We start from the raw sequence: 12,806 nt of genomic DNA, 5'->3' as shown, positions 1-12,806 counted from the left end.
GGCTTGCCCGCGAAGAACGATAACGCGGTGTACCTGATTGACCGTGTCGCAGCCTTCGCGGGCAAGCCTCGCTCCTACGGGATCCCCCGCGCTGCCATTGTCTGTGGGACAATACCCGCCACTTTTAGCCATACCCGAATCGACAACGCCCATGAACGCCCCCCGCACACCAAGACCTGCGCGCAAGAAGCCTGACTCCGCTACCCCGGCCAAAGCCGTGGAACCCCGCGAGAAGGCCAGCCTGCACCCGCGCAATCGCCATCAGGGACGTTACGACTTCCCGGCGCTGATCAAAACCACGCCGGAGCTGGCGAAGTTCGTGATCATCAACCCGTATGGTAAGGAGAGCATCGACTTTGCCAGCCCGGACGCGGTTCGGGTGTTCAACCGGGCGCTGCTGAAGTCGTTCTACGGCATCGCCCATTGGGATATCCCGGCCGATTACCTGTGCCCGCCGGTACCGGGCCGTGCTGACTACGTGCATTTCCTGGCCGACCTGCTGGCCAGCGTCAACGACGGCGAGATTCCTCGCGGTGCGCCGGTCAAGGTGCTCGATATCGGCATGGGCGCCAACTGCGTCTATCCGCTGATCGGCTACAGCGACTACCGCTGGCACTTCCTCGGCTCGGAAATCGACCCGACGGCCGTAGCCGCCGCCAAAGCCATCGTGCAATCCAACGGGCTGAACAAAGCCATCCAGCTGCGTCAGCAAAGCAATCCCAAGCACATTCTGCTGGGCCTGCTCGAGCCCGGCGAACGCTTCGACCTGACCATGTGCAACCCGCCGTTTCACGCCTCAATGGACGAGGCCACCAAGGGCAGCGAGCGTAAATGGCGCGCACTGGGCCGCGCCGACCCAAAACGCAAACTGCCGGTGCTGAACTTTGGTGGTCAATCGGCCGAACTGTGGTGTGAAGGCGGCGAAGCACGGTTTGTGACGCAACTGATTGCCGAGAGTGCGCATTTTCAACACAAAGTGCTTTGGTTCAGCACACTGGTCTCGAAAGCCTCAAACCTGCCTGCGATCCAGACAGCACTGAAAAAGGCCGGCGTATTGGAAAGCCAGGTCGTGGAAATGTCCCAAGGACAGAAGCAAAGCCGCTTCGTCGCCTGGACGTTCCAGACGAAAAGCGAGCAGCAGGTCTGGCGCGAACGTTGGGCGCGTAAAAGCTGAGTAACTGACTGACGTAGATCAACTGTGGGAGCGGCGGTGCGACGATTCGACTTGCTCGCGAAGGCGGTGTGTCAGTCGACTTTAATGGTGACTGACACACCGCCTTCGCGAGCAAGCCCGCCCCCTCATTGGTTTAGCGGTGTTTGTGGTAAATCGCACGCACAAAAAAACCGTGCCCGGATTACTCCGGAGCACGGTTTTTTTAACAAGTCTTACTTGTTAACAGCGTCGGTCAGGCCTTTGGCCACAACCAGCTTGATAACTTTCTTGGCAGCGATTTCGATGGCAGCGCCAGTCGAAGGGTTGCGGCCGGTACGGGCAGGACGCTCAGTCACTTTCAGCTTGCCGATACCTGGCAGGGTGATTTCGCCGCCGTTTTCCAGCTGATCGGCAACGATTTGGCCCAGTTGGTCCAGAGCGTTACGCGCGGTGGTTTTTGGCGCGTCGATAGCTTCAGCGATGTCGGCGATCAGTTGGTCTTTAGTAAGAGCCATGTAATGTTCCTTCCCTATCAAATTCATATGGATTGCAGAGTGCAGTGTCAGCCATCGAGCCCGATCTTCTGGATCTGGCACCCTCGGCCATAACCACGACGAGTCGGGGTTATAGATACCGAAATCAGGGTTTGGTTCGACCTGACAAATGCTGAATGCACGCTTAACGCAGTGACTTCGCGTAAGACCGGGCAAAACTAGCACAGAGACGGGGAAATATCCGCCTCTAGCTACCCATTTGGTCAGCTTTATTGCTCTAAATCGGTAAAAAACTGCATAAGCCCGGTCGTGCCCCCCTGTTTTACCCCGCAACCCCCTGTAGGAGCTGCCGAAGGCTGCGATCTTTTGACTTTGATTTTTTAAAAACAGGATCAAAAGATCGCAGCCTTCGGCAGCTCCTACAGGGGGACGGTTACAACGTCCTGTCGAGAGAATCGGGTACACTGAGCGCTTTTTCGGGGGAGCACGCCCTCCTCTCTTCAATCAGCCGAGAAGCCCATGCCGATCCGTCATTGCATCGTCCACCTGATCGACAAAAAACCCGACGGCACACCTGCAGTTCTTCATGCCCGCGATTCCGAACTGGCCGAGTCCAGCGCCATCGAGTACATGCTTGCCGATCTCAACGAGAGCTACAACGCCAAACAAGGCAAGGCCTGGGGCTTCTTCCATGCCGAGTCCGGGGCGCATCCGTTCAGTGGCTGGCTGAAGGAATACCTCGACGGCGGCAAGGACTTCACAGCCTTCAGCCGGGTGGCGGTGGAACATCTGCAGAAGCTGATGGAAGAATCGAACCTCTCTGTGGGCGGCCACGTGCTGTTTGCGCATTACCAGCAGGGCATGACCGATTACCTCGCCATCGCCCTGCTGCACCACAGCGAAGGCGTAGCAGTGACCGATCAGCTGGATGTGACCCCTTCGCGACACCTGGACCTTGGCCAGTTGCACCTGGCAGCGCGGATCAACGTCTCCGAGTGGCAGAACAACAAACAGTCCAAGCAGTACATCTCGTTCATCAAAGGCAAGAACGGCAAAAAGGTTTCGGAGTACTTCCGCGACTTCATCGGCTGCCAGGAAGGCGTCGACGGCCCCGGCGAAACCCGCACCCTGCTCAAGGCTTTCAGTGACTTCGTCGAAAGCGAAGACCTGCCGGAAGAATCCGCGCGCGAGAAGACCAAGACCCTGGTGGATTACGCCAGCAGCCAGGCAAAAATGGGCGAGCCCATGGGCCTGGAAGAACTGTCCGGGCTGATCGACGAAGAACGCCCGAAAGCTTTCTACGATCACATCCGCAACAAAGACTATGGCCTCTCGCCTGAGATCCCTGCGGATAAGCGCACCCTGAACCAGTTCCGCCGCTTCACCGGCCGTGCCGAGGGCTTGTCCATCAGCTTCGAAGCGCACCTGCTGGGCTCGAAGATCGAATACGACGAAGAAGCCGGTACGCTGATCATCAAAGGCCTGCCGACCCAATTGACTGATCAGCTCAAGCGACGCAACTGATGCTCGGCGGTGTATTGAAGAAATGCCTGCTGATTCTGCTGGTGGTCGTTATTTACCAGAACTGGGGCAAGATCGAGCGGGTGTTTCACCCCTCGCAAGTGGTGTCCGAGCAGACCCAGGCCAAGGCCAACGTCGTGCTCTACGCCACTGAATGGTGTGGCTACTGCAAGCTGACCCGACGCTTTCTCGACCAGAAGGGCATTCCATACAAGGAATTCGATATCGAGAAAGATGCCCTGGCGCGCAAGGCCTACGAGGCGCTCGGAGGACGCGGGATTCCGCTGATCGATGTGAACGGCACGTTGATACGCGGGTATGACCCGGACAAGGTTCTTGCTGCATTGAAGTAAATCCAAAACCTGTAGGAGCGAGGCTTGCCCGCGAAGAACGATAACGCGGTGTATCTGTTGTACCGCGTCATCGTTCTTCGCGGGCAAGCCTCGCTCCTACGGGGTTCAGCGTTTTTCGATTCGGAACCCGAACCGCGGAAAGTGCACATGCACCACGCCAGCCCGCTCGTCTTCGCGACGTAAAATGAGCTCCTCGCTACCCGCAAACAACAACTCACCCGCCACCGGATCAACACCGTAATCAGTCGCGGCGATCACCACTTGCTGGCCAACCTCGAACCCGTTCGGCTCATCGAACTGCTCATCCGGCAACGCCGCCGGTGTGGCGTTGCGGGCAATCGCCAAGGCTTCCTCGGCCGTCATCTCGCTGAACGCGCCATGACCAAAGCCCATCACACGACCAAACCACGCCGAAACGGCCGGATAAGCATCCACCAACGGTGACGTCACGTGCGTTGCCTTGAGAAACCACAACGAGTGAGCCAGAGCAAAGTCGGCAATCGACGGCTCGCCAAACAGGAAGTCGCCCTGTTCGCGCTGAAGCTGCTGCTCCAGACGCGCCATGATCGTTGGCCACTGATGCCGAGCCTGTTCGGCCGATAACCGGGTGGCGCTGCCACCGCTGAACAAGCCAGCGCGATCGGCCAGGAACCCCTTGATCGCTTCCGGCGACAACTTGCCAAAGCGCACCGCCACCGACGCCGGCTGGAACACCAGGCTGACCGCATGCTGGAACACCACCGAATCGGCCCACGCCGCGAAGGTGGCGGTGATCATTTCCTGGCCTTCCGGAAAAAACGCCGGCAAGGCTTTTTCCTGCTCCAGACGACGAGCCATCAACGCGGTGTCGCAATAAATATCAGCGCCAATCTGCAATACCGGCGTCTTGCGATAGCCGCCGGTCAGCGCCGTCAAATCGGGCTTGGGCATCACTGGCGAGATGTTCACCGAGCGCCAGGACAGCCCCTTGAAGCCCAGCAGCAACCGGGCCTTTTCGGCGAAAGGGGACGTCGGGTAGTGATGAAGAATCAACTCGGACATGCTCGGCTCCGCCGCTCGGATAAGGAGCCCGCAGCTTAGCGCGCAATCCGCAAGCGGCCTACCCATCTGCCTGATGGGCGCTTATCAGTCAGATTGATAAGCCCGCAGCCGCGCTCGCCACCAGACATTCCTTGGCGCTTTTCTTGAGTTTTTTGATCAGGCGCTCCTGGCGCAGGGCTTCACTTTTGTCACGACAGACTTCGGTGTAGACCAATGCCACGGCCGGGCTGGACAGAAAGAAGCGCGCGCCCTTGCCACTTTGGTGAGTGGCGAAACGGCGAACGGGATCGTCGCTGATCCCGCAGTAGAGCGAACCATTGGCCGCGCGAACGAGGTAGACGAACCAGGGTTTGCTGACGGGCAGCGGCGGTTCGGCGGCAATGACGGAAGATTCGCTCGAGGTGTTCACGTGACGATCAAGGCTTGAAAGGAAATAAGCCGCGATCTTATCAGCGACTGGCCTGGAATGCCTTCAGCCCCTTCAAGGCCTGGGCACGAACGGCGTTTCTCACCACTGGCGTCCACCCCAACAACAGCCCTTTGAAACCCAGCGCCTGACGCGACCAGCGCCACAGGTCAAAGCTGTCGTGATGCTCGCAGATCTTGCCGTCGCGAAACACGAAACGCGCCTGGATGTCGTTGACCACGGTATTGCCAGTCTGGCTGAACAGGTAGGTCGCCACCCAGTGGGCACCGCCGGTGCGCTCATCGCTGCGCACGTGATCGAAGGTCAGGGAGAAGTCCTTGGCCCGGGTGGTGAGCATGCGCCACATGTCGCCGGCATCGCGCCCGCGCAGTTCGCCGAACGCCGGATCACTGAACACCACATCGTCGGTGTAGCAAGCGCTCATGGCCTCGGCATCCAGCCGCTGGAAGGCTTGGTAGAACCGGGTGATCAAGGCGTTGTGGGCATCACTCATGGGCAGGCTCCGGAGAATAGGCAGATTGCCAGCACGATAATCTGCAAGCGGACGAAACACCATCAGCATTCGCACTCCGAATACCGACAGTGTGTGCAAATCAGATCTTTTCGCTTTCGACCTGCACGTACAGCGAACGCCCGGCACCGAGGCCGGCGATGATCGCGCCAAGGCCAATGACACCGAAGATCCAGCCCAGGGCGCTCCAGCCGCCGGTCCAGTCATGTACCACGCCAACCGCGAACGGCCCCATGGACGCCAGGGTGTAACCGAAGCCCTGGGCCATGCTCGACAGATTGGCCGCGACATGAGCATCCCGCGAACGCAGCACGATCAGGGTCAGCGCCAGGCTGAACGTGGCGCCCTGCCCCAACCCCAGCAGGATCGCCCAGCCCCACAAGCCATCGATCGGCGCATAAAGGCAACCGAACAAACCGCCGAGCGTCATTGCCATGACGATCACGATCGCCAATCGCTGATCCTTGCCACGGGTCGCCAGCCAGGGTGCCGCCAGCGAGCTGATCAACTGGACAATCACCGACCCCGACAACACCAGCCCCGCTTGCGTCGGTGTCAGACCGCGGCCGATCAGAATCGACGGTAGCCAGCCAAACACGATGTAGGCCAAAGACGATTGCAGGCCCATGTACAAGGTCACTTGCCAGGCCAGCGGATCACGCAACAGCCCTCGGACCCGATAGGCAACATGATGCGCGCCGTGTTTCTGACCAACTTGCGGCAGCCAGAAAATTGCCGCGACCAACGCTGGAACCACCCAGAAGCCGAGACCCAAGGCCCAGCTTTTGTCGAAATGTTCGCTCAACGGCACGGTCGCCCCGGCCGCCATAGCCGCGCCCAGGCACAGGGCCATGGTGTAGACGCCGGTCATGGTGCCAGCCTGTTTCGGGAAGTCGCGTTTGACGATGCCGGGCAGCAGCACGCCGATCACCCCGATACTGGCGCCGGCCAGCACGCTGCCAGCGAACAGGCCAACTTCGCCGAACGAACTGCGCAAAATGATCCCGCCGGCCAGCATCAGGAGAATCCCCAACACCACCCGCTCGGCACCAAAACGTCGTGCCAGCACCGGCGCCAAGGGGGCGAACAGACCGAGACAGAGTACTGGCAAGGTCGTCAGCAAACCGGCCTGGGCAGCCGATAGCCCCAGCGTCTTCGAGATATCGCTGAGCATCGGCGCCATGCTCGACAATGCCGGGCGCAGGTTCAGCGCCACCAGAATCAGGCCGAGCAACAACAGCCACGGTCGCCGCAGGACCGGGTGAGTTTGCTGAACCTGCTCGTCATCGGCCTCGGCATCGATCAACAGCTCTTCGAGCTCCGCCGTACGCTTGCGCTCAATAATGCTGCTGTTGCTGGCCTGCTGGGTGGACATGGGGTTCTCGGTTTCAAGGTTCATTGATCAACTGCCTCGACAGGGCTTTTGCCCGTTCCGGGTCGCGTTGCTCGACGGCATCAAGCAACGCGACATGAAGGTCGAACACCGCCTGGCGTCGGGGTGAGATGTTCAGGGTCTGGCGCAAGTGCGCGCCGACGATGCTGGAGAAATAGCGATACAGTTCGCTGAGTGTCGGGTTGTGCGCCGCATCCACCAGTCGACGGTGAAACACCAAATCGCAGGCGATGTAGGTGTCGAGATCGCCGTGGTAGTGACTGCCGCTGACGCCTAGCGCTTCGCGCAATGCCACCAGGTCTTCATCGGTGCGGCGTAACGCCGCGAGGCCGATGGCTTCGACTTCCAGAATGTGCCGGGTTTCCCGAGCCTGTTCCTGAGTGCAAAGGGACAGCGCCTTCATGGTGTCCAGCGGATCAATCACCGCCCGCAGATAGCTGCCGTCGCCCTGGCGAATCTCGATCAACCCGGAAAACGCCAATACGCGCATGGCTTCACGCACCGTGTTGCGGCTGATGCCCAGCTCAGTCGCCAGTTCCGGCTCGGTGGGCAAGCGCTGGCCGACCGTCCAGACACCTTGATTGATGCGCAGGCGTAACTGGTCCAGGGCCTGATCGACGAGGGATCGTTTAATTAATGGAGAAATGTCTGACATAGGATTCGCCATTTCATCCAATCATAGGATGAATTTTCTGACATGTTAGTCAGCTTCATGTAGGACGGCAACCGCCTACGTTCAAAGGGCAGGAGAAGGAGCGGGATTTTCGATTAGTCAAAATTACCCTTTAAGGGTAATTTCAGGGACAGGGCAAGCGGCTTCTTATGGAAAAGAATACCCCCCACTACGACTTGGCAGTGGTCAAGGCGGAGATTGTCAGGCTGGGCAGAAAGGCATTCACCCGACGAGCTCTGGAATCAGGCAATGACATGGGCTTAAACCTCTGCCAAATGATCCAGGCGACCAGCGCACTGGAACGCCGAATGCTCTTCAAATCCATGACCACCTATGTCGACCATCGGGTCTGGCAAGACGTTTATCACACAACATTTCATGGAATGGAGATTTACATCAAAGTGTCTTACCGCCCCGGTGGTGGACATCCGGTAGTCTCCTTCAAGGAGAAAAACCTATGAGAACGCAGCAATGCGTCAACTGCGGTACTCACGATGGAATGGGGCACTTTGAAGGACGCACCCTCTCCGTCAATTACAAACAAATGTCTCGACTTGTTAACAATCTTGCGGGCTGGGAATGCAGAGTTTGCGGGGAAATCGAATTCGATCATGACACCGACAGCGCTGACCGTTATTCGGAAGCAGGCGATCAGTTGCTCAAGGACTGCTTGCAACTGATCGGCTCCGAGATAAAGCGCATCCGCCGTAAACTCCATCTTACGCAAAAAAACGCAGTGCAGTTGCTGTCCGGCGGTGGGAACAATGCTTTTTCGCGGTATGAACGAGGCGAGCTACCTGCACCAAAACCGTTACTCACACTAATGCAGCTATTGGATCGTCATCCCTATTTGCTGGCTGAAATTCAGGTCTTGAACGAAGGTGCCGCCCTCAAACAACTATTGGCCGCTCGCCATCCGGAACGGGAGGCAGAGCTCACCTCCTGACCCCATACGCAGAACAAAAAATAAACCCGGAACACTGTCCGGGTTTATTTCACTGCCAAGCGCCAATCAATGCAGGATCTGGCTCAGGAACAGTTTGGTGCGCTCGTTCTGCGGGTTGTCGAAGAAGTCGTTCGGCGCGGCCTGTTCGACGATTTCACCCTTGTCCATGAAGATCACGCGGTTGGCCACGGTACGGGCGAAGCCCATTTCGTGGGTCACGCAGAGCATGGTCATGCCGTCTTCGGCCAGGCCGATCATGGTGTCCAGAACCTCTTTCACCATCTCTGGGTCGAGTGCCGAAGTCGGTTCGTCGAACAGCATGATTTTCGGTTTCATGCACAGGGCACGGGCAATTGCCACACGCTGTTGCTGACCACCAGACAGTTGCCCCGGGTATTTATGCGCCTGCTCCGGAATGCGTACGCGCTCCAGGTAATGCATGGCGATCTCTTCGGCCTTGCGCTTGGGCATCTTGCGTACCCACATCGGTGCCAGGGTGCAGTTCTGCAGGATAGTCAGGTGCGGGAACAGGTTGAAGTGCTGGAACACCATGCCGACTTCACGGCGGATCGCTTCGATCTGCTTGAGGTCGTTGGTCAGCTCCACGCCATCGACCACGATGCGGCCCTGCTGGTGTTCTTCCAGACGATTAAGGCAACGGATGGTGGTGGATTTGCCGGAACCCGACGGGCCGCACAGGACGATACGCTCGCCTTGCTTGACGTTCAGGTTGATGTCTTTCAACACGTGGAACTGGCCGTACCACTTGTTCACGCCCTGCATCTGAATAATGCCTTCAGGGCTCACAGGCTTTTTGATTGCTTCGCTCATTACAGAACTCCTAACGCTTGTGGCCAGTGTCGAGCTTGCGTTCCAGATGCATGGAATAGCGCGACATACCAAAACAGAAAATCCAGAACACCAGGGCCGCGAACACATAGCCTTCAGTGGCCATGCCCAGCCATTTCGGGTCGGCGGCGGCCTGCTTGACGCTGTTGAGCAGGTCGAACAGGCCGATGATGATCACCAGGCTCGTGTCCTTGAACAGCGCAATGAAGGTGTTGACGATGCCAGGGATCACCAGTTTCAGGGCTTGCGGCAGAATCACCAGGCCCATGCTGCGCCAGTAACCGAGGCCCATCGCTGCAGCCGCTTCGTACTGACCTTTGGGGATCGCTTGCAGACCGCCACGCACCACTTCAGCGATGTAGGCCGACTGGAACAGGATCACACCGATCAGCGCCCGCAGCAGTTTGTCGAAGTTCATGCCTTCGGGCAGGAACAACGGCAACATCACCGAAGACATGAACAGCACCGTGATCAACGGCACGCCGCGCCAGAACTCGATGAAGGTCACGCAGACCACGCGAATCGCCGGCATGTTCGAACGTCGGCCCAGGGCCAGAACGATACCCAGCGGCAGTGCGCCGACGATACCGACGGTGGCGATCACCAGAGTCAGCATCAAGCCGCCCCATTGGCTGGTCGCCACTTCGGTCAGACCGAACCATCCACCGTGCAACAAGACGTAGGAAATGATCGGATAGAGCACCAGAAAGCTCAGGCCGTAGATTGCCTTGTGTGGAACGCGTGCGATGAACAACGGCGCCACGCCAATCACCGCCAACCACACGGTCAGGTCTACGCGCCAGCGCAGGTCTGTCGGGTAGTAACCGTACATGAATTGGCCGAAGCGCTGCTGGATGAACACCCAGCAGGCGCCCTCCTTGGTGCAATCGGCGCGAGTGGTGCCGACCCAGTTGGCATCGAGAATCGCCCAGCTCACGACAGGCGGAACTATCAGGTAGATCAGATAGAACGCGAACAGCGTCAGCAGGGTGTTGATCCAGCTGGAGAACATGTGCGCCCGCATCCACGCCACGATACCGATGCTACTGCTCGGTGGTGGCATGTCGGGTTTGAAAGTATGAGTCGTCATGCGCTCTTCCTTACCGCTCGATCAGCGCAATGCGCTTGTTGTACCAGTTCATCAGCAGGGAAATGCTGATACTGATCGCCAGGTACACGCTCATGGTGATGGCAATGACTTCGATCGCCTGCCCGGTCTGGTTCAGCACCGTACCGGCAAACAACGACACCATCTCCGGATAACCGATACCGGCCGCCAGCGAGGAGTTTTTCGCCAGGTTCAGGTATTGGCTGGTCAGCGGCGGAATGATCACGCGCAGGGCTTGCGGGATGATCACCTTGCGCAGGGTCGGACCGTTGCGCAATCCCAACGAGTGGGCCGCTTCGGTCTGGCCGTGGCTGACCGACTTGATGCCCGAACGCACGATTTCGGCGATGAACGCCGCGGTGTACACCGTCAAGGCCAAGGTCAGCGCCAACAGTTCCGGGATCAGCACCCAGCCACCGACGAAGTTGAAGCCCTTGAGCTCCGGCATTTCCCAGTGCAATGGCGCGCCGAAGATCAAGGCACACAGCGCAGGGATCACCAGGAACAGCGCCAGGCCTGCCCAGAATTTGTGGAACGGTACGCCGGTCGCTTCGAAACGTTTGGTCGCCCAGCGGCTCATCAGCACGATCGCGACGATGGCCACGACGATGCTCGCCACAAACGGCCAGAAACCGTCTGCCGCCAACGCTGCGGGCATGTTCAGGCCGCGGCTGCTGACGAAGAAGGTGTCGCCGAAGTTATGGCTGTTGCGTGGCCCTGGCATGGTCAGGAACACCGCGAAGTACCAGAACAGGATTTGCAGCAGCGGCGGAATGTTACGGAAGACCTCTACATACACCGTCGCCAGCTTGGCAATGATCCAGTTCTTCGACAGCCGTGCCACACCGACGATGAAACCGAGGATCGTCGCCAGGATCACACCGATAAAGGTGACCAGCAGGGTGTTGAGCAGGCCGATGACGAACACACGGGCATAGCTGTCCGATTCGGTGTAGTCGATCAGGTGCTGAGCGATGCCGAAACCGGCACTGCGCTCAAGAAAGTCGAAACCGGAGGTAATGCCCCGGTGCTGAAGGTTGGTTTGCGTGTTGTCGAACAGGTACCAACCCATCCCGACCACGGCGACAACCGTGATGATCTGAAACAGCCACGCACGCACTCGTGGATCGCTGAGGCTGAGCCTCTGCTTTGGTGCGCCGATTGAATTTTGCATGAAGTGCCCCGGAAATAATGGAACAGAACATCACCCGGCGGTTGGCCCGCCGGGTGATAGAACCATCAGCGCACTGGTGGTGCGTATTGAATGCCGCCAGCGTTCCACAGCGCATTCAGGCCGCGGTCGATTTGCAGCGGAGTGTCCTTGCCGAGGTTGCGCTCGAACATCTCACCGTAGTTGCCGACTTGCTTGACGATCTTCACGACCCAGTCTTTGGGCAGTTTCAGGTCTTTACCGTATTCACCGTCAGCGCCCAGCATACGAGCGACGTCAGGGTTCTTGGTCGACTTGGCTTCGGCTTCGACATTCTTCGAAGTCACGCCTGCTTCTTCGGCGTTGAGCAGGGCATAGCCCGTCCAGCGCACGATAGCCAGCCACTCGTCGTCGCCGTTACGCACGACCGGGCCCAGTGGTTCCTTGGAAATGGTTTCCGGAAGAACTACGTAGTCCTTCGGCGAAGCCAGCTTGCTGCGCTGGGCGAACAGCTGGGACTTGTCGGAGGTCAGCACGTCGCAACGACCGGATTCCAGCGACTTGGCGCTTTCATCGGAGGTGTCGAAAGTGATCGGGGTGTATTTCAGGCCATTGGCGCGGAAGTAGTCGGAGACGTTCAGCTCAGTGGTGGTACCGGCCTGGATGCAGATGGTTGCACCGTCCAGTTCCTTGGCGCTCTTGACGCCCAGTTTGCTGTTGGCCAGGAAGCCGATGCCGTCGTAGTAGGTGATGAAGCCTGGAAACTTCAGGCCCATGCCCGCGTCACGAGAGCTGGTCATGGTGGAGTTGCGCGACAGCACGTCGATTTCGCCAGATTGCAGAGCAGTGAAACGCTCCTTGGCATTCAACTGGCTGAATTTGACCTTGGTCGCGTCGCCGAATACGGCAGCAGCCACAGCGCGGCAGAAGTCAGCATCGATACCAACGATCTTGCCGGTAGAGTCCGGAACCGAGAAACCCGGCAGACCGTCACTCACACCACACTGTACGAAACCTTTCTTCTGCACTGCATCCAGGGTTGCACCCGCCTGAGCGAACCCACTGACACCGAGCACTGCGGCTGCAGTCACGATGGCCAGGGTGGATTTCAACATCTTCATTCAAACCTCCAGTTTTGCTCTTGTTGTGTCGGAGCTTAAGCCCTGTCGCACCCTTATGAGGCGTTG

The 12,806-nt window shown here is 58.6% G+C and carries 15 protein-coding genes; 5 read left to right on the top strand and 10 right to left on the bottom strand.

Annotated features, from left to right (window positions below):
- The first annotated feature begins 151 nt into the window (after window positions 1-151).
- Window positions 152-1,174 (top strand): 23S rRNA (adenine(1618)-N(6))-methyltransferase RlmF, encoded by a 1,023-nt coding sequence (rlmF, locus tag PMI18_RS05500; RefSeq protein WP_007905515.1) that lies wholly within the window; start codon window positions 152-154, stop codon window positions 1,172-1,174.
- Between the two features lie 212 nt (window positions 1,175-1,386).
- On the opposite strand, the gene PMI18_RS05505 is transcribed toward rlmF, so the two are convergent.
- Entirely contained in the window at window positions 1,387-1,668 is a 282-nt protein-coding gene (locus PMI18_RS05505; RefSeq protein WP_007905514.1) for an HU family DNA-binding protein, read from the bottom strand.
- Between the two features lie 498 nt (window positions 1,669-2,166).
- Here PMI18_RS05505 and yejK point away from each other — a divergent pair, with 498 nt between their 5' ends.
- The gene (gene yejK, locus PMI18_RS05510; RefSeq protein ID WP_007905511.1) at window positions 2,167-3,171 is read left to right on the top strand and encodes a nucleoid-associated protein YejK; all 1,005 of its coding nucleotides are present in this window, start codon (window positions 2,167-2,169) and stop codon (window positions 3,169-3,171) included.
- Window positions 3,171-3,521: a glutaredoxin family protein gene (locus PMI18_RS05515; RefSeq protein WP_007905509.1), complete on the top strand. Its 351-nt coding sequence runs from the start codon at window positions 3,171-3,173 to the stop codon at window positions 3,519-3,521. The genes yejK and PMI18_RS05515 overlap by 1 nt, the downstream gene beginning before the upstream one ends.
- 105 nt (window positions 3,522-3,626) lie before the next feature.
- Here PMI18_RS05515 and PMI18_RS05520 read toward each other — a convergent pair whose 3' ends face one another.
- The 5 genes from PMI18_RS05520 to PMI18_RS05540 form a co-directional block, all read right to left on the bottom strand.
- On the bottom strand, window positions 3,627-4,562 hold the full coding sequence (locus tag PMI18_RS05520; protein WP_007905507.1) for a glutathione S-transferase family protein: 936 nt from the start codon (window positions 4,560-4,562) through the stop codon (window positions 3,627-3,629).
- 88 nt (window positions 4,563-4,650) lie between these two features.
- A complete protein-coding gene (locus PMI18_RS05525) occupies window positions 4,651-4,971 on the bottom strand; it encodes a GIY-YIG nuclease family protein (RefSeq protein ID WP_007905504.1) in 321 nt (106 codons plus the stop codon).
- A 40-nt stretch (window positions 4,972-5,011) separates the two neighbouring features.
- Window positions 5,012-5,482: a nuclear transport factor 2 family protein gene (locus tag PMI18_RS05530; protein ID WP_007905502.1), complete on the bottom strand. Its 471-nt coding sequence runs from the start codon at window positions 5,480-5,482 to the stop codon at window positions 5,012-5,014.
- A 100-nt stretch (window positions 5,483-5,582) separates the two neighbouring features.
- On the bottom strand, window positions 5,583-6,899 hold the full coding sequence (locus PMI18_RS05535) for a CynX/NimT family MFS transporter (protein WP_007905500.1): 1,317 nt from the start codon (window positions 6,897-6,899) through the stop codon (window positions 5,583-5,585).
- Window positions 6,889-7,548 carry a FadR/GntR family transcriptional regulator gene (locus tag PMI18_RS05540; protein ID WP_033036831.1) on the bottom strand — a complete coding sequence of 220 codons (660 nt, stop codon included), beginning with the start codon at window positions 7,546-7,548 and terminating at the stop codon, window positions 6,889-6,891. Before PMI18_RS05540 ends, PMI18_RS05535 begins: the two co-directional genes overlap by 11 nt.
- Window positions 7,549-7,715: 167 nt before the next feature.
- Here PMI18_RS05540 and PMI18_RS05545 point away from each other — a divergent pair, with 167 nt between their 5' ends.
- On the top strand, window positions 7,716-8,027 hold the full coding sequence (locus tag PMI18_RS05545; RefSeq protein WP_007905496.1) for a type II toxin-antitoxin system MqsR family toxin: 312 nt from the start codon (window positions 7,716-7,718) through the stop codon (window positions 8,025-8,027).
- Window positions 8,024-8,512, top strand: a complete 489-nt coding sequence (locus tag PMI18_RS05550; RefSeq protein WP_007905494.1) for a type II toxin-antitoxin system MqsA family antitoxin — start codon at window positions 8,024-8,026, stop codon at window positions 8,510-8,512. Before PMI18_RS05545 ends, PMI18_RS05550 begins: the two co-directional genes overlap by 4 nt.
- Window positions 8,513-8,578: 66 nt before the next feature.
- Here the strand turns inward: PMI18_RS05550 and PMI18_RS05555 are convergent, their stop codons facing one another.
- The 4 genes from PMI18_RS05555 to PMI18_RS05570 all read right to left on the bottom strand — a co-directional run bounded on the left by PMI18_RS05555 (window position 8,579) and on the right by PMI18_RS05570 (window position 12,740).
- Window positions 8,579-9,343: an amino acid ABC transporter ATP-binding protein gene (locus tag PMI18_RS05555; protein ID WP_007905492.1), complete on the bottom strand. Its 765-nt coding sequence runs from the start codon at window positions 9,341-9,343 to the stop codon at window positions 8,579-8,581.
- A gap of 10 nt (window positions 9,344-9,353) precedes the next feature.
- Window positions 9,354-10,451, bottom strand: a complete 1,098-nt coding sequence (locus PMI18_RS05560) for an amino acid ABC transporter permease (protein ID WP_007905491.1) — start codon at window positions 10,449-10,451, stop codon at window positions 9,354-9,356.
- Between the two features lie 10 nt (window positions 10,452-10,461).
- Window positions 10,462-11,643 carry an amino acid ABC transporter permease gene (locus tag PMI18_RS05565; protein WP_007905489.1) on the bottom strand — a complete coding sequence of 394 codons (1,182 nt, stop codon included), beginning with the start codon at window positions 11,641-11,643 and terminating at the stop codon, window positions 10,462-10,464.
- Window positions 11,644-11,708: 65 nt separating this feature from the next.
- Window positions 11,709-12,740: an amino acid ABC transporter substrate-binding protein gene (locus tag PMI18_RS05570; RefSeq protein WP_007905487.1), complete on the bottom strand. Its 1,032-nt coding sequence runs from the start codon at window positions 12,738-12,740 to the stop codon at window positions 11,709-11,711.
- Between the last annotated feature and the right edge of the window lie 66 nt (window positions 12,741-12,806).

Source organism: Pseudomonas sp. GM102 (assembly GCF_000282555.1).
Classification (GTDB): Bacteria; Pseudomonadota; Gammaproteobacteria; order Pseudomonadales; family Pseudomonadaceae; genus Aquipseudomonas.
The sequence above is the reverse complement of the archived record's forward strand: the minus strand, read 5'-3'. Positions and strand labels throughout refer to the sequence as shown.

Coding starts and splice junctions, on each gene's coding strand:
- rlmF (WP_007905515.1), top strand. CDS start 152: ATGAACGCCCCCCGCACACCAAGACCTGCGCGCAAGAAGCCTGACTCC.
- PMI18_RS05505 (WP_007905514.1), bottom strand. CDS start 1,668: ATGGCTCTTACTAAAGACCAACTGATCGCCGACATCGCTGAAGCTATC.
- yejK (WP_007905511.1), top strand. CDS start 2,167: ATGCCGATCCGTCATTGCATCGTCCACCTGATCGACAAAAAACCCGAC.
- PMI18_RS05515 (WP_007905509.1), top strand. CDS start 3,171: ATGCTCGGCGGTGTATTGAAGAAATGCCTGCTGATTCTGCTGGTGGTC.
- PMI18_RS05520 (WP_007905507.1), bottom strand. CDS start 4,562: ATGTCCGAGTTGATTCTTCATCACTACCCGACGTCCCCTTTCGCCGAA.
- PMI18_RS05530 (WP_007905502.1), bottom strand. CDS start 5,482: ATGAGTGATGCCCACAACGCCTTGATCACCCGGTTCTACCAAGCCTTC.
- PMI18_RS05535 (WP_007905500.1), bottom strand. CDS start 6,899: ATGAACCTTGAAACCGAGAACCCCATGTCCACCCAGCAGGCCAGCAAC.
- PMI18_RS05540 (WP_033036831.1), bottom strand. CDS start 7,548: ATGTCAGACATTTCTCCATTAATTAAACGATCCCTCGTCGATCAGGCC.
- PMI18_RS05545 (WP_007905496.1), top strand. CDS start 7,716: ATGGAAAAGAATACCCCCCACTACGACTTGGCAGTGGTCAAGGCGGAG.
- PMI18_RS05550 (WP_007905494.1), top strand. CDS start 8,024: ATGAGAACGCAGCAATGCGTCAACTGCGGTACTCACGATGGAATGGGG.
- PMI18_RS05555 (WP_007905492.1), bottom strand. CDS start 9,343: ATGAGCGAAGCAATCAAAAAGCCTGTGAGCCCTGAAGGCATTATTCAG.
- PMI18_RS05560 (WP_007905491.1), bottom strand. CDS start 10,451: ATGACGACTCATACTTTCAAACCCGACATGCCACCACCGAGCAGTAGC.
- PMI18_RS05565 (WP_007905489.1), bottom strand. CDS start 11,643: ATGCAAAATTCAATCGGCGCACCAAAGCAGAGGCTCAGCCTCAGCGAT.
- PMI18_RS05570 (WP_007905487.1), bottom strand. CDS start 12,740: ATGAAGATGTTGAAATCCACCCTGGCCATCGTGACTGCAGCCGCAGTG.